This is a genomic window from Streptomyces mirabilis, from assembly GCF_039503195.1.
Taxonomy (GTDB): domain Bacteria; phylum Actinomycetota; class Actinomycetes; order Streptomycetales; family Streptomycetaceae; genus Streptomyces; species Streptomyces mirabilis_D.
Map to the genome: position 1 here is coordinate 10,657,071 of NZ_JBCJKP010000001.1, position 15,665 is coordinate 10,672,735.

Annotated in this window: 11 protein-coding genes and 1 pseudogene; 5 read left to right on the forward strand and 7 right to left on the reverse strand. The window is 68.8% G+C overall.

Annotated elements, in window-relative coordinates; translation table 11 throughout:
* Positions 1–59: 59 nt before the first annotated feature.
* Positions 60–434 (forward strand): annotated as a pseudogene (locus AAFF41_RS52035) (transposase); the annotation flags it as partial.
* A gap of 267 nt (positions 435–701) precedes the next feature.
* Entirely contained in the window at positions 702–3,476 is a 2,775-nt protein-coding gene (locus AAFF41_RS48665; RefSeq protein WP_425526216.1) for a multifunctional oxoglutarate decarboxylase/oxoglutarate dehydrogenase thiamine pyrophosphate-binding subunit/dihydrolipoyllysine-residue succinyltransferase subunit, read from the forward strand.
* A 166-nt stretch (positions 3,477–3,642) separates the two neighbouring features.
* Here the strand turns inward: AAFF41_RS48665 and AAFF41_RS48670 are convergent, their stop codons facing one another.
* From AAFF41_RS48670 to AAFF41_RS48685, 4 genes are all read right to left on the reverse strand, one after another.
* Positions 3,643–4,437, reverse strand: coding sequence for an SDR family NAD(P)-dependent oxidoreductase (locus tag AAFF41_RS48670; protein ID WP_054228092.1), 795 nt, complete (start codon positions 4,435–4,437; stop codon positions 3,643–3,645).
* Positions 4,438–4,938: 501 nt separating this feature from the next.
* Positions 4,939–5,622, reverse strand: a complete 684-nt coding sequence (locus AAFF41_RS48675; RefSeq protein WP_343326100.1) for a LuxR C-terminal-related transcriptional regulator — start codon at positions 5,620–5,622, stop codon at positions 4,939–4,941.
* Positions 5,613–7,250 (reverse strand): sensor histidine kinase, encoded by a 1,638-nt coding sequence (locus AAFF41_RS48680; RefSeq protein WP_343326101.1) that lies wholly within the window; start codon positions 7,248–7,250, stop codon positions 5,613–5,615. The genes AAFF41_RS48675 and AAFF41_RS48680 overlap by 10 nt, the downstream gene beginning before the upstream one ends.
* A 375-nt stretch (positions 7,251–7,625) precedes the next feature.
* Positions 7,626–7,832, reverse strand: a complete 207-nt coding sequence (locus AAFF41_RS48685; protein ID WP_343326102.1) for a hypothetical protein — start codon at positions 7,830–7,832, stop codon at positions 7,626–7,628.
* Positions 7,833–8,380: 548 nt separating this feature from the next.
* Between AAFF41_RS48685 and AAFF41_RS48690 the strand changes: the two genes are divergently transcribed.
* Both AAFF41_RS48690 and AAFF41_RS48695 read left to right on the forward strand, forming a co-directional pair.
* Complete coding sequence (locus AAFF41_RS48690) at positions 8,381–8,515, forward strand: hypothetical protein (RefSeq protein ID WP_257017117.1); 135 nt, start codon at positions 8,381–8,383, stop codon at positions 8,513–8,515.
* Between the two features lie 96 nt (positions 8,516–8,611).
* Entirely contained in the window at positions 8,612–10,129 is a 1,518-nt protein-coding gene (locus AAFF41_RS48695) for an aKG-HExxH-type peptide beta-hydroxylase (RefSeq protein WP_343326103.1), read from the forward strand.
* Between the two features lie 55 nt (positions 10,130–10,184).
* Here the strand turns inward: AAFF41_RS48695 and AAFF41_RS48700 are convergent, their stop codons facing one another.
* Positions 10,185–10,889, reverse strand: a complete 705-nt coding sequence (locus AAFF41_RS48700) for a response regulator transcription factor (protein ID WP_319753982.1) — start codon at positions 10,887–10,889, stop codon at positions 10,185–10,187.
* A 612-nt stretch (positions 10,890–11,501) separates the two neighbouring features.
* Positions 11,502–12,317 carry a class I SAM-dependent methyltransferase gene (locus tag AAFF41_RS48705; RefSeq protein ID WP_343326470.1) on the reverse strand — a complete coding sequence of 272 codons (816 nt, stop codon included), beginning with the start codon at positions 12,315–12,317 and terminating at the stop codon, positions 11,502–11,504.
* Between the two features lie 446 nt (positions 12,318–12,763).
* On the opposite strand from AAFF41_RS48705, the gene AAFF41_RS48710 reads away from it, so the two are divergent.
* The gene (locus AAFF41_RS48710) at positions 12,764–13,876 is read left to right on the forward strand and encodes an ABC transporter substrate-binding protein (RefSeq protein ID WP_343326104.1); all 1,113 of its coding nucleotides are present in this window, start codon (positions 12,764–12,766) and stop codon (positions 13,874–13,876) included.
* Positions 13,877–14,396: 520 nt separating this feature from the next.
* Here AAFF41_RS48710 and AAFF41_RS48715 read toward each other — a convergent pair.
* Positions 14,397–15,641 (reverse strand): ricin-type beta-trefoil lectin domain protein, encoded by a 1,245-nt coding sequence (locus tag AAFF41_RS48715; protein ID WP_343326471.1) that lies wholly within the window; start codon positions 15,639–15,641, stop codon positions 14,397–14,399.
* Between the last annotated feature and the right edge of the window lie 24 nt (positions 15,642–15,665).

Below are 15,665 nucleotides of genomic sequence, written 5' to 3' on the forward strand. Positions count from 1 at the left end.
TTCGTCCGGCCGTTGCTGCCCGTGTCGTCGCGTGGGCGCAAGCGGCTGGACGACGCAGGGTCCTCAACGGGATCGTGTGGAAGTTCCGTACAGGCACGGCCTGGCGGGACGTGCCCGAGCGGTACGGGCCGTGGGCCACGCTGCACACCCGTTTTCGCCGGTGGGCGGCGGACGGCACGTTCGAGCGGATGCTCCGCGCCGCCCAGGTCCGGGCGGACGCCGCCGGGGACATCGACTGGCTGGTGTCGGTCGACTCCACGCTCTGGCCGACGGCTGATCCGCCCGGTGGCTGTGACCGGTCCGCTCAGCCGTTGCCTCTGTTCCTGTCAATTGCTGCGGACGGCCCGGCCTCAGCGTTGAGCGCACGCTCGCGCCAGGATGCCTCGTTTCGTTGTGGTGACGGCTTCGCCTCAGGGGCACGCGGCGGCCGATGATCAGGATTCGGCTGTGCGTGGGAGCATTCCACGCGAAGGCCGCCTCACTGCTGCGATGTCCTGATGTGACGGCGTTATGGCATTCCTGGGTGTCTTGCTCGGCTCCCGCTGTGCCATAGCGTCGATGGTGCGACACGGCCGGACGGTTTCGCCTCCACAATGGATACCCGGCGGAAGCGAACCCCACGGGCACGATGCATGACGACCGGCGGTCCGGCCGTGTCCGTCATCGGTCATTCCGAATGAGGAAAGAAGGCGATCCACCCAGTGGCATCGCAATCACGCGCCGGACAGCCGGCACTGCACGGGCTGGAATTCGGTATCAACGAATGGCTCGTGGACGAACAGTACGAGCGATACCTGCACGACCCGGGGTCGGTCGACCGGACCTGGAGAGAGTTGTTCGCCTCCCGGATCCCCGCGCCCCGCCAAGAGACGCGCAACGGCGCGACGACCGCGCAGGACAGCGCGGACGACGGGGACGACGCGGCCGTCAAAGCGGTCCGCGTTGCCGCGCTCATCGAGGCGTATCGAGTCCGCGGACATCTGGTGGCCGATACCGATCCGCTCACGGCAGCACGGGCGGCCGCGCATCCGGAACTCGAGCTCACGGCATTCGGGCTCCGGGACGACGACCTGCAAAGAGAGTTCGTCGTCGACGGGTTCTCGGGGCAGGCCACCATGACGCTTCGCGATGTGCTGAACGCGCTGCAGGAGTCGTACTGCCGTACCGTCGGCACCGAGTACATGCACATCCAGAGCTCTCAGGAACGCCGCTGGATCCAGCAACGGATCGAATCGCCTCAGCCCCCACCGGACGTCGCCGAACAATTGCAGATTCTCTACCGGTTGGGTGCGGCAGAGGCTTTCGAGACATTCCTGCAGACCAAGTACGTGGGACAGAAACGGTATTCGCTCGAAGGCGGCGAGTCGGCGATCGTGCTGCTCGACGCCCTGCTGCTCCGTTCCATCGGGCACGGGGTGAGGGAAGCCGTCATCGGTATGGCACACCGGGGTCGGCTCAATGTGCTGGCCAACATCATCGGCAAGTCCTACGCGGAGATCTTCCATGAGTTCGAGGATGCGGGGGACATCCGGTCGGTCCACGGGTCCGGCGACGTGAAGTACCACCTCGGTGCGGAAGGAACCTACCGTGCCTTGGACGGCGGCATGATCGCCGTCTGCGTGGTGGCGAACCCCTCGCATCTGGAGCTCGTGGGGCCGGTGGCCCAGGGGGTGGTGCGCGCCAAGCAGGACAGGGCCGCAGACGGTGGCGAAGCCTTCCCCGTCCTGCCGGTCGCCGTCCACGGCGATGCCGCGTTCGCCGGTCAGGGCGTGGTCTTCGAGACGCTGAACATGTCCCAGCTGCCCGGCTACCGCACCGGCGGGACGGTCCACATCGTCATCAACAACCAGCTCGGCTTCACCACCTCGCCCGCCAACGGCCGTTCGAGCGCATATGCCACCGACGTGGCACGGACGGTCCAGGCCCCCATCTTCCACGTCAACGCAGACGACCCCGAGGCCGTGGTGCGGATCGCGCGCCTGGCCTTCGACTATCGTCAGGCGTTCCACAAGGACGTCGTCGTCGATCTGATCTGCTATCGGCGCCACGGGCACAGCGAGGTCGATGATCCCTCCATCACGCAGCCGGCGATGTACGACCGTATCGACGCCAGGGCTTCGGTGCGCAAGCTGTACGCCGAGGCGCTTGTGCACCGGGGAGACATCACCGAGCGTCAGGTGGAAGGCGCCCTGCGGGACTATCAGGGTCACCTCGAGCGGGCCTTCACCCAGACTCGGGCGCGTCCGGTGCCCGCCTCCCCGATGCCCGTGAACTCCATGAACGCCACGAACCCTGTGAGCGCTCAGCATGTGGTCGCCTCCCAGGCGGTAACGGCGATCACGGAGGCCGCCGCCCGCCAGGTGATCGCTTCCCAGACCGCTGTGCCGGGAGGTTTCACCGTGCACGCGCGCGTTCTTCCGCAGCTCCAGAGGCGGACCACGATGCTGGATGCGGGAACGATCGACTGGGCCACCGCGGAAACACTCGCCGTCGGCTCCCTGTTGCTGGACGGGGTTGCGGTGCGGCTGGCCGGGCAGGACTCCCGGCGTGGCACGTTCGGCCAACGGCACGCCGTGCTCACCGACCGGCGCACCGGCGCGGAGCACACGCCACTGAGTTCCCTCGGCCCGCGGGCTGCCGACTTCGCACCCTACGACTCCATGTTGTCCGAACTGGGCGCGCTGGCCTTCGAGTACGGCTACTCACTGGCGCGGCCCGACGCTCTCGTGCTGTGGGAGGCCCAGTTCGGCGACTTCGCCAACGGAGCGCAGGCCGTGATCGACGAGTACATCGCTTCATCCGAACAGAAATGGGGCCAACGCTCCGGGGTGACGCTGTTGCTGCCGCACGGCCTGGAAGGGCAGGGGCCCGACCACTCCTCCGGGAGGATCGAGCGGTTCCTCCAGCTCTGCGCACAGGGGAACATGACCGTCGCCATGCCCTCCCTGCCGGGCAACTACTTCCATCTGCTCAGGCAGCAAGCGCTCGACGAGCGCAGAAGGCCACTGGTCGTCTTCACGCCGAAGTCGATGCTGCGGTCGAAGGCGGCTACCTCCGGGCTGACGGAGCTCACGATGGGCGCGTTCCGTGCGGTCATACCGGATGAGACGGCGGACACCGCCCGGATCAGGCGCGTGCTGGTGTGCTCGGGCAAGGTCTTCTACGACCTTGACGCCCATCGGCGAAGCGCCGGTCTGTCGGACACCGCGATCGTCCGCCTTGAGCGTCTCTACCCGTTCCCCACGGAGGAGTTGGGCGCGGAACTCGCCCGTTTCCCCGCCGGGGCCGAGGTGCGATGGGTGCAGGAGGAGCCGGAGAACCAAGGCGCATGGTCCTTCGTGGAGTCCCATGTGCAACGGCTGGCGGGCCGTGCCGTCGGATGCGTCAGCCGCCCGCAGGCGCCGGCCCCCGCCGTGGGTTCTGCCCGCCGGCATTCCGGCGAACAGCGGGACCTCGTGACGTCGGCCTTCCAGTGACCGTGCCACGGTTCGGGGGACGTGTCCTCCGCCCGTGCGGGGTACCCCGCCACCACAGGGACACCAACGGCCGTACGGGCTGCTCGACACTGTCCTGCGTAGTGCGCCTCGCCCAGGAGCGGGTAGCCCCACTCGTCGGACATGGGCGAGGGAGCTCGGGCCGTCCCTAGGGGAGGATGGAATCGACGTACCCTCCATCGACCCGCAGTGCGCCGCCTGTGGTGGCGGACGCCAGGTCGGAGCTCAGGTACACCACCATGTTGGCGATCTCCTCGGGTTCGATCAGGCGCTGCAACAGCGACTGCGGGCGGTGCTCTCGCATGAAGGCTCGTTGTGCCTCGTCCCAAGGAAGGTCACGGTCGACGAGTTGGTACACGAAATCCTCCACACCAGCGGTGTGGGTAGGGCCAGCGATGACGGAATTCACAGTGACGCGGGTGCCTGAGGCATGCTTGGCAAAGCCACGGCTGACCGCGAGCAGGGCGGTCTTCGACATGCCGTAGTGGATCATCTCGGCGGGGATCACCACTGCAGAGTCACTGGCGATGAATTGGACGCGGCCCCACCCCCGTTGGATCATCTGCGGCAGGTAGGTGCGGGTGAGACGGACGGCGGCCAGCACGTTCACTTCGAAGTAGCGACGCCATTCGTCGTCCGTGATCTCCAACGGGTCCTTGGCGCCGAAGATGCCGAGATTGTTGATGAGGATGTCGACGTCCGGCAGGGCTTCCCGGGCGGCGACGGCGCCCTCCTCGGACGCGACATCGGCGGTGACCGGAAGGAAGTCGCCGTCCGGCACATCGGCTTTGAGCTGTTTGACGGCCTCCTCGACCCTGCCCCGGTCGCGTCCATTGACTCCGACCCGGGCACCGGCCCGCGCGAGTCCGGCCGCGATCGCGGCTCCGATGCCTTGGGTGGATCCCGTCACCAACGCGGTCCGTCCCGTGAGGTCCAGGCGCATGTCTTTTCCTTCCCGACGCAGGTTCGGCGGCTATCAGCCGTCATGGCACTTCTTCTCCTCGGAGTGCTCGATCATGTTCGGAAACCCTGGGATGGGGCAGTACGGGTGACTGCCGACAGCTCGTTCTCGGCTTTGTCGACGACGAACTTTCTTGTACTGGCTTTGACGTCCTCGTCGGTCAGGTCCTTGGGGGGCCTGGACGAGAGACCTGAACTTCTGGATGGGCGCGTTCAGCAGCGGGGCGAAGGACGGTGGGCACGGGCAGGGTGAGCTGCACCGGGCCGGAGGCGGTCGAAGCCGCCCACGCCTGGCGTGCGACACCGATCGGCACGGCGACCCCGAGTGCCGGCGCGGCTCCGACCATGCGACAGCGCGTCATTCCTTCTCGGCTCATGAACGGTGTGGTTGTCACGGACCCTCCGTGGGTTTCTGAACAGAACCGGGCCACGCCCGGACGTTGAGCCGGCGACCCGGCCCACCAGAGGCCTGATCTCCATCAGCTCAGTGGCTCGGCGGAATGCGGCCTTCACGCGGCACGGACATGAGGTAGGCGAGAACGGCCAGTACGCGACGGTTGTCGTCGTCGGAAGGAGCGAGCTCCAGTTTGGTGAAGATGCTGGTGCTGTGCTTGGACACGGCCTTCTCGCTGATGAAGAGCCGGTTCGCGATGGCGCTGTTGGAGCGTCCCTCGGCCATGAGCTCCAACACCTGGCGTTCCCGCTCGGTAAGCCTGGAGAGGGGTTCGCGTTCGCCACGGCTGCGGCGGTCGAGCAGCTTGGTGACCACTTCGGGGTCCATGACCGTGCCGCCCGCGGCGACCGTACGGATCACGTCGACGAACTGGTCGTCACTGAACACCCGCTCCTTGAGCAGATAGCCGACCCCGCCCCCCTGGTCGGCGAGCAGTTCCTGGGCGTAGATCTGCTCGACGTACTGGGAGAGCAGCAGGATCGGCAGCCCGGGTATCCGTTCCCGGGCGGCGAGTGCCGCACGGAGCCCGTCGTCAGTGTGGGTGGGCGGCAGCCTGATGTCCACGATCGCCAAGTCCGGCCGGAATTCCAGCAGCGCATCGAGCAGACCCGGCGCGCTGTCGGTGGCCGCCACGATCTCGAACCCGCGCGCCTTGAGAAGCCGGACCAGCCCCTCCCGGAGCAAAAAGAGATCTTCCGCGACGACTACCCGCACGGTACCTCCATGACCACGATCGTCGGCCCCCCGGGCGGGCTGCTGACCGCGAGGATGCCGTCGAAGGCCGCGAGCCGTCGTTCCACCCCGGCCAGTCCGCTGCCCCGGGTGGGATCCGCGCCGCCCACCCCGTCGTCGACCACCTCGATGCGCAGCAGCCCCTCCGCCTGGGCCATCCGGATCTGGAGGCCGCGCGCCGAGGCGTGCCGGACGGCGTTGGTCACCACCTCGGTGACGGCGAAATAGCAGGCCGATTCCAGCGGGGCGTCGAGCCGTTCGGGCAGATCGATCTCGGTCTCACAAGGCAGGGGCAGGTCCAGTGCCAGCGCCCGAACCGCCTCCCCCAGGCCCCGGTCGGCCAGCATCGGCGGGTGCATCCCCCTGATCAGGCCGCACAGTTCCTCCAGCGCCGCCGCCGAGGCGACGCGGGCCTCCACGACCAGCGCGGCAGCTTCGTGCGGACTGCTGTGGACCATCTCCTCGGCGACCCTGAGGTTCATCCCGATGGCGACAAGCCGTCCCTGCGCGCCGTCATGCAGATCTCGCTCGATCCGGCGCAACTCCGCCGCCGCGGAGTTGACCGCCTCGGCCCGCGTCTCGGTCAGCTCCCGCACCCGCCGGGTCAGCGCCGGATCCGGCTCCCGCCCCAACAGCCGCCTGGCGTCCGGCAGCACGGTCAGTGGCAGCAGCCAGATCCCCAGGGCCAGCAGCACCGCCCCCTGGATCCCGCCGAGGACCGACGCATGGTGAGCCACCTCAACGGGGAGGGACGGCACCGGTCCGCGTGGGGAGCCGACCTTGTGCACCACCACCAAGTACCGCCCGAACCCGCTCTGAATGACGTTGTGCGCCCCGATCCCCACCAGCCCCAGGGCCGCCAGGTCCGCCGCCGCCCTGGGCCACCGCGTCAGCCCGACCACGACGGCCGTCAGCAGCGCCAGCCCCACCAGGTAAGCCACCACTGCCGGGCCGATCCCGACGCCCGGCGACGCGGACTGCCACAGATCGAGGCCGAGCAGGTCACCTGTCATCACTACGACTGCGGGCAGCAGCAGGGCCCACCGCGCGGACCTCACCGCGTCGGCTCCGGCCAGCCGCGCGGGCCTGCCGTTCGCGAGACGGACCAGACCCATCCCGGCGAAGGCAGCGAGAAGGGGGACACTCACACTGCCCACCAGGACGTTCAGCGGTGTCCGGCCAGAGGAAGCAGAGGGGTACGTGAGCCAGTACGTCCATTCCAGCAGTTCGCCCGTCACCCCCGCGACCACGGGCAGTACCCTCTGTCCGGGCGCCGGCGTCGAGGTGAGCAGTGCAGTGGCCAGCAGGCCGGCCATCAGCAGCGCCGCCAGGGGCAGACCGACGGGTTCCATATCCGGCAGGGTGACGACGTAGCCGGGCAATCCGGCTGAGTTGTGCAGGGCGAGCAGCAGAAGCCTCACACTGCCGTACGCGGCCGTACCCACCAGCCCCGCCACGACCGGCCAGCCGATCCACCCAGCCGGTCGGGCGGTACGCGCCAGCCGGTCCCGCGCCTGCTCCGCCCTGAAGGCCAGCACCGCGCAGACCGCGATCAAAGCCCCGATCACGCCCTGCGGCCAGAGCGACCCGCCCACCGGAAACGGCCACATATCCGCCCCTTGTCTCGTCTTCCCGGCCACGCGTTGTGTCCTGGAGATCATGCTGCTGCGAGGGGACCAGCAGGCGCCATGGGCCGAAACCTACTTCTGAGGTAGGCAAACACCTACCCCGGCCGGGCAGCACCTGCCTGAGGTTCGACCGGAAAGCGAAAGGCGGGACGTGCGGGATCGGACGACCGAGAGAGCCCCTCGAACCGAAACGCACCATGATCGGTACGACAACGGCTTCCAACTGACCGTTTCTCAGGCAGAGTACTGCGCCGACACCGTAACCTCATCCCGCCAACGCCGTGGTGCGAGGGCCGAGTTGCGGCCCGGCGTACAGCTGAGCCCCCGGTTGCCGTGGCGTCAGGTCTACTGGGGGCCCTACTGTCCGCGTCCCGTGCGCCACGGGGCCCCACACCTCGCCACGCACACCGTCGAGAGACCGGCCAGCGCCATGGCAACGCCGACGTCCGTGAACTCGGCGAGGGCCCCGAACACGACCGGTCCCGCTCCCTGAACCGTCATCAGCCCGGAGGTGAGCAGACCGAACGCCTGGCCGCGGCTGGCCTCCGGGACCGCATCGAGCAAGGGGTGCTGGAGTCCGAGTGCATAGGCGAACCCGCATCGAGCGTCCCCGGACGTAGGCGTCACCGGTGAGCGTCTCGGCGATGAGTCGGTTGGGGCGAGCGAGCCGAGGAAGAGCGAACCGGCGAGTTGTGGCAGGGAAGCCGACGTCGAACGTCAGGGCGCCCAGCAGGGGTGAGCCGGTCGTCGCGAAGACGAGCACCGAAAGGTTCATCATACGCAGCGACTCGGCCGTGACCGTCAGGGTCCGGGTCACGAACAGCAGCCGGAAGCGCCGGTTGGCCGGCACTTCCCGATACGTGACGCGCTGTTGCGGGGCGAGGTCGGGGGCGGAGGTCACGGGCAGCCGCGTGCCGGGCGCCCCGCGACCCAGCCCGCCGTTACGCCTGAGGCGTAAGCCCATCAGCGTGTCTGCCGAGGCTCGGGACAAAATTCAGGACATCAGTCCCATCGGTACGGGACGCGGGGTGCAGGAGAATGACGCATCCGGGCCGGATGCCATCCGCCCTGCCCGGGCCTGCTCCGTCCACAGACGACCGAAGGGACCGGACATGCTGGTAGACCACATCGAGACCCCCGACCTGGCTCCGCAGACCTACCTCGACGACGAAGCCCCCGAGGTTGCCGTCGACGCACCGGAGGAGCGCGCCTGGCTCCCGTCGTACCAGGCGGTCCGGACCGCCTGACGCGCGGCGCGTCCGGTCGGCACCGGGCCCAAGACAGGGCCCGGTGCCGATGCCTTACGTCCACGTCCGCCGCCCGACCCCGAAGGACGGTCCTCGTTGCCCGCTTCACCTTCCGCCGCCGAGCCGGTCACCGACATGGTGGCGCAGGCAGACACCATGCTCTGCGCCGATCGGCAGTTCGGCGACTCCGCCGCCATCGGCGAGCGCAACCTCGCCCGGTTCCGGCTGGGCCTGACCATGCTGGCGCGGCATGACGGCGAAGCAGCGGACGTGCTGCGGACAACGGCCGCGGCGACCGACGAACACCTCCGCCCGCTGCTCTACGACCCGGTGCTGCGCAACTGCTTCGAGGTCGACCTCGCGCGGCTGGAGAGCGGCCGACTCGGACACAGCTCGTTCGGCGCCTACGTGAGCGGTTACGTCCCGACCCCGGCGGCGGACCCCCTGTCCTCCACGGGGCCCTGCGAAGCCCTCATCCGTCCGCACCGGAGTGCCTGGCCCGGTCTCGGGGACGCCTGGGTGCTGACCGAGCCGACGCCACACGGACGTTCGCAGGAGAAGCTGGCCGGGCGCCTCATGGACCTGTACCGTGGCGCGCTCGGCGACAGCCGGGCGGCACCCCCGGTCGATCCGGCGGAGAGCGTCCGCGCCGTACTGCGGGAGGGCGCGGAACTCCTCGCGACCCTGTTGCCCGCCGCGGGAGCCGGTGTACTCGGGCACGTCACCATGGTGGGCTTCACCCACAGGGAGAGCGAAGAGGGCCCCCTGCAGTCCATGTCCGGCGGCGACCCGCTTCCCTCGACGGTGCTGCTGGCGCCCGAACGCTGCACCTCTCCGTGGCTCGCCGCCGAGAGCCTGCTGCACGAGGGCGCCCACCTCAAGCTCTTCGACGCGCTCCGTACGGGCTCCGTGGTCAGGAACGCCACCGAGCGCGTCCCGATCCCGTGGCGGATCGGTTCGTGGACGGTCATCCGGGTGTTCGTAGCCCTGCATTTCTACGTGCACCTGCTCGTCTTCCGGGCTGCGGCGGCCTCCGCCGGTGAAGCGGTCCGGGAGAGGTTCGGGCCGCCCCCGTCGGTCGAGGACCTCGACGAGCCCAGCCCTGGCACGCCGGCCGCCCACAGCGGGCAATACCGGACCAGTGCGGAACGGGCCCGCTACCTCGCCGAGTGCGTGCTGTCGCTGCCGGAGCAGGCGCTCACCGAGCACGGGCACCGGTTCGCCCGCTGGCTCCTCACCACGCTCCGTCTGGTGGACGACGAGGCTCCGCAGCCCCAGGACCGTGCCGAGACGACGACCCGACGGGCGGAACCGTGGCAGCCGCAGGAGAATCCCTCAGAAGGTGTCCTCCAGCGGATCACCCCGGTGGACGCATGCGCCCTGCCCGGCCTCGGACAACTCGTCGTGAGTCCCACGCGGTCGGCCCGAATGCACTGGCTGAACGCGCGCTCGTGGACGGTCTACTCCTTGTGCGACGGACGTGACCTCGGCTCGGTACGCACGGCCTACGCCCGAGCGGTCGATCTCCCGGCCGACTCGGAGGAGGTCAACCGGCAGGTGAGTGACAGCGTGCGTCGGCTTGTGGCAGCCGACCTCATCACCCACGACATGTGACGCTCTCCGCTCCGGGTGCCGGTTCCGTCGGACACGGGTGTTCCGCTGCTGCGCCTTACGTACGTGCGGTGCCGGTGCCGGTGCTGGGGTCCGCCGTTTCCAGGCCGGCCAGCCGTGCGGACACAATGGCCTCCAGGCGACTGGAGACATGGATTTTCGGCAGGATGGCCGAGACGTAATTGCGTACGGTCTTCTCCGATATGAACAGCTCCTGCGCTATTCGGCGGTTTCCGTAGCCGAGCGAGACCAATCGCAGCACGTCCCGTTCCCGGTTGGTAAGCGCCGGGAACGGGAGCGTGCCGTCGGCTTCCGCCAGGCGCACCAGGAGGGCGGAGAGTTCGCCGCCGGTCCGCGGTCCCAGCGTGACGTACCCCCGCTGAACGGCCCGTACGGTGCGCAACACGTCCGCCGTCTCCGTGTTCTTGAGCAGGTAGCCCGTGGCCCCCGCCATCAGCGTGGTGAGCAGCAGGCTGTCGTCGTCGTGCTCCGTGGACACCGCGGCGATCAGCCGCGGCGCCGGGTACTGTCGACGCAGTTGCTGGAGCAGCCCGATTCCCGCGCGGCCGGGCAGGTCGAGGTCGACGATGACCACATCGGGCTTCTTCTCCCGGACCGCCCGTACACCGGCGTGCGGGTCGTGGGTCCCTGCGGCGACGGTGATCCCGCCATCTTCTAACGCGGAACGTAAGCCGCCCAGAATCAGGGGAATGCTCTCTATTACCACTACACGCGTACCGCTATGTCGGACCGCATTGGCCATTCTGGCCCTTCCTCACACCCGGGCCGGCGTGAGGCGCCACGAAGCGTCTTCCCCACACCGCCATGATCAACGTTCGAGGGAAAGCGTAGAACCCCCGTTGACCGGCGGCCGGTACAGCGCATGTGCGGATCCGGTGGCGCGTCGGGGGACGTCACCGGAGCAGTGTCGTGTGGCCCTTTCCCGTTGCCCGAGAGGGCCGACTGGTCGTGCGTTGGGCAAGCGGCGGACCCTGCTGGATTGCCCTAGGCTCACGGCAGGGCCTACGGTCCAAGAAGATCGCCACCAGGGGCAGTTCGGTGAGGTTGACGCCGCCCGGGAGTTGGGCCGGGGTGTTGTCGCCGGTGGCCCGGTCTGCCGGGCCCTGACCCGTGGGGGACGGTGACCGCCATGTCGATCGCGATGATCGGCCAAGTCACCCGAGAGCGTGATGGGCACATCATCACGGGGGACCGGGAACTGGTCGGGCAGATGTGGCGCGTCCCGTTCACCATCGGGGACCACGCGCTGGAGATCGAGCCGATGCTGCCCGTTGGTGGGGCTCATCCGGCCCCTGGCGAAGAACCGTTCGGCGTCAACGTGGCGTTCGAGATCTACGCCGATGACCGAGGTGCTCTACCGGCGGACCGCCGAGATCAGTCCGCCAGGCCGCTCCTCGCCCTGCGGCGGGGTACTGATCGGGCGGCCGTAGGCGGCAGCGCGCTCGCGCAGGGTGTGGCTGCCGGCCTCCCAGCCGTGCCCGGCCAGCCAGCCCACCGGGTCGTCGGGCATCTCCGAAACCCACATGGACGCCGCCGATCCCGGCACGGCGTCCGCGCCGAAGCGCTCGATCACGCCGCGCGAGCCCAACGTCAGCCCCATCCGACTGCCTGCCGCCGACTGCGCGCTGATCCGGGCCAGCAGCAGCTCCACAGCGTCCTCGGGCAGATAGATCAGCAGTCCTTCGGCGATCCACACGGTCGGCACCGCCGGGTCGTGCCCTGCGGCGGCCAGCGCGCCTGGCCAGTCCTCACGCAGATCCACCGCGACGGTGATCCGCTCGCAGCGTGCGACGGCCCGTTCCTGGCGCAGCACCGAAGCCTTGAACTCCAGTGGCGCGGCGGTGTCGACCTCGAACAGCCGGGTGCCCTCGGGCCAGTCCATGCGGAAGGCCCGGCTGTCCATGCCGGCGCCGAGCAGCACTACCTGCCGGACCCCGGACGCGGAAGCCTGCTGCAACAGGTCGTCGAGGAACTTCGTCCTGATGACGATGGAGAACGCCACGCCCAGCCGGCGGCGTCGCGCGGCCTCGTCACCGGGCAGCGGCGGCGAGGACGGCCCCAGGCCGCCGGCGGTGGCGAAGGCCTGTGCCAGTGGGTCACGGAACAGCGCGTTCTCCCGCTCGGTCTCCAGCGCCCGCACCCTGGCCACCCCCACCGCCGTGGCCCACACTCCCGACGGCTGCACCCGCTCCTGCTCATCAGTCACCGCGCCAGCCTAGATGATCGATTCCAAGGAGGCCTGACGAGGGGAGCCAGGCTCGTGCGCGGCCAGCCGGTCATGCGCGCACTGACCTCCTACGACCACTGAACCCCTTGGAATCGATCATCTAGATCCGTCACACCATCGACCATGTCGGCTCAACGAGTCGTCCACCAGCTCGTCGCCGGTCCCAGACCAGAAACAGGTACTGAGCCTCGGCGACTCCTGGTGGACCTGTTACGGCAGGGCTGCCCGAAGCCCATCGGGCTCGATCGACGGCGCGAGGGCCGGCTGACGGCCACGGGACGGGGCGCCGGAGCCGGCCATGCTCGGCTCGGCTACTCTCGGTGCCACCGACGTTCACTCTGCGATCCGGGCAAACTGCGACCGAATCGTCACTCGGGAGACGCCAACGCATGAACACGCCACCATCGCCGCCTGCAGCGGAGCGGACTGACGGATCAACCGTCCGGATCGGCGCTCTCGTTCCGCTGACTCGACCTGGCTGGGTCGAGGCAGGTCAACACCTGCTCGCTGGACTTGAGTTGGCCGTTCGTGAAGTCAATAACGGCGGCGGGATCGTCGGAAGACCACTCGAGCTGGTGGTCCGAGACACCGCGGCCGATCCACAGAGAGCCGCGGCGGCCGTGGATGAATTGGCTCGCCTGGGTGTGGCTGCCTTGGCGGGGGAGTATCACAGCGTCGTCGCTCGTGCCGCTGCCGCCAGGGCCGACACCCTCGGCCTGCCGTTCCTCTGCTCGTCAGCGGTTGTTGACGCGCTCACCGAACAGCCGACAGAATGGGTCGCGCGCCTCGCCCCGGCACATTCCCACGGCTGGCGGATCTACGCGGACTTCCTCCTCAGCGCGGGCCACAGCCGAATCGCCGTAGCAGCCGAGCCGAGTGTCTACTGGGCATCCGGGGCTCGCATTCTGCGGGACTACCTCGCTCCACGCGGCGGCACCGTGATCGAACTCGACATGCGCGCGCTCGCCCCCACGGCCGTGTGCGACGAACTCGTCGACCATCGCGCGACAGCCCTCCTTCTTCTGGTCGGTCACCCGGAGCCGGCAGTGTCAATCGTCAAGTCCGTCCGCCGCGACCAGCGCCTCGCCGAGATCATGATCGGTGCACCGGCCGGGCAACCGGAGTTCGCCCAATGGGCGACGTCGCTGGGCGAAGACAGCGCCGCGATCCCGTTCTTGCGCTACCTGCCCGAGCGCCTCAGCCCACTCGGTGCACGAGTCGAGACGGCGCTCCGCGAGCGACTGGCCGAAGCGCCCTCGTTCGTCGCCTTCGAGGGTTACGACACGGTCGCCGTCCTCGCCGATGTGCTGCGCTCTCACGGCGCGGACCGGGCGCGCACTGCCGAATCCTGGCCGCGCGTCGCAGTCGAGGGCACCCGCGGGCAGATCCAGTTCTCCCGCACGCCGGGCATCAGCGTTTGGCAATGGGCTTGGACGCCAGTCCAGGTCGTTGATCGAGATCCGGCGCAACCCGATCGCTTTCGGATCCTCCACGTCGGCTGAGAGAGCACGGAAGTCCGACTGCCCCGATCTGGCCGAACCCGCTGATCGCGTATTCGACGCGGGCGCGCTCGGGGTCGAAGGCCGTTTTCAGGGACTCCTTCCCGGCTTTCTTACGCCGGAAGGAGATCCTGCGGCAGCGCTGAAGCAGTGCTGGGCCTCCCGACCGATCGTGATCGGCCGGGAGATGTGGTGTTCCGACGCATGTGATCGGCGAGCTTGCGGATTGACCAGCGGCGGGTGAAGGGCTTGCCGAGAACTGCTGCTCGGTCAGCCTGCCGATCCAGACCGGTGGTGCCGTTCCGCCTCCTGGTTGGAGATTCACGTCCAACCGGCGCAACGAGCAAGTCGGCAAACGTTCCCGGTCACAGCGCTGGCCGAGGATGCGCCGGTTCTTGATCAGTGGTCGACGAAGCCCGGGCCGGCCGTGCGCCCCGGGCGCTGAACACGGGGGACACGTACGGGGGTCCGGCCGGGGCGAACCCCCACCGGACCCCCGTCCCCCGTCCCCCGTGGCGGAATCTCAGTTCACGGTCCACTTCTGGTTGGCGCCGCCCGAGCACGACCAGATCTGCAGCCGGGTGCCGTTGGCCGAGCTGTTGCCCGTCGCGTCCAGACACTTGTTGGCCTGCGGGTTCACGATGTCGTGGGCCGCACTGACGGCCCACTTCTGGTTGGGCCCGCCCGTGCAGTCCCACAGCTGTACGGTCGAGCCGTCCGCCGTGCCGTTGCCGGTGACATCCAGGCACTTGCCCAGCGCGCGTATGGTGCCGTCGGAGGAGACCGTCCACTGCTGGGCCGTGGTGCCGTTGCAGTCGTAGAGCTGTACGGGCGTGCCGTTGGCTGCGTTCGCCCCGGCCACGTCCACGCACTTGCCGGCGAGGCCGGTGATCGGGCCGCCGGCGGACCCCGAACCGTCGCTCGTCGTCACCTTCACCTCGTCCACCACCAACTGCTGCGGGAAGACGGTGGAGCCGTCGGGGTCGCCCGGCCAGTAGCCGCCGACCGCGAGGTTGAGGATCATGAAGAACGGCTTGTTGAACACCCAGGTCTTGCCGCCCAGATCGGCGGGCGTGCGCCGCTGGTACACCGTGCCGTCCACCGACCAACTGATCGAGTCGGGGGCCCAGTCGACGGCGAAGGTGTGGAAGGCGTCGGCGAAGGCCTGGCCGCCCGGCAGGGAGTAGGCGGCTCCGATGCCCCCGGATCCCGAGTACCCGGGCCCGTGGATGGTGCCGTGCACGGTCGAGGGTTCGAAGCCGACGTTCTCCATGACGTCGATCTCGCCCGAGTTCGGCCAGCCGACCTGTCCGATGTCGCTACCGAGCATCCAGAAGGCGGGCCACATGCCCTGCCCGCGCGGGATCTTCATCCGCGCCTCGACATGCCCGTAGGTTCCGGTGAACTTCCCGGAGGTGTTCATCCGGGCCGAGGTGTACTCACAACGCCCGTACCAGCACTGGTAGTTGCCGGGATTCTCGCGACGAGCGGTGATCACCAGGTGACCCTGGCCGTCCAACGTCGCGTTGTTGCTTCCGGACGTGTAGTACTGCCGCTCGTGGTTGTTGACGTTGTCTCCGGTCTCGATCTGCCACTTCGAGGTGTCGACGCCCGCGCCCGCAGGACCGTCGAACGTGTCGGAGAAGGCGGTGACGGCCGCGGCCGCCGTGGGGGGATCCGCCTGGGCGGGAACGATGGCGGCAGCGGTGACGAGCGCTGCGGACAACGCTGCCAAGAGGCATCTGCGGAGGAGACGTGGGGAGTCCAAGACTCTCCCTTCCGTACGGTGCCC

Coding starts and splice junctions, on each gene's coding strand:
- AAFF41_RS48670 (WP_054228092.1), bottom strand. CDS start 4,437: ATGCGCCTGGACCTCACGGGACGGACCGCGTTGGTGACGGGATCCACC.
- AAFF41_RS48680 (WP_343326101.1), bottom strand. CDS start 7,250: ATGTGGCCGTTTCCGGTGGGCGGGTCGCTCTGGCCGCAGGGCGTGATC.
- AAFF41_RS48690 (WP_257017117.1), top strand. CDS start 8,381: ATGCTGGTAGACCACATCGAGACCCCCGACCTGGCTCCGCAGACCTAC.
- AAFF41_RS48700 (WP_319753982.1), bottom strand. CDS start 10,889: ATGGCCAATGCGGTCCGACATAGCGGTACGCGTGTAGTGGTAATAGAG.
- AAFF41_RS48710 (WP_343326104.1), top strand. CDS start 12,764: ATGAACACGCCACCATCGCCGCCTGCAGCGGAGCGGACTGACGGATCA.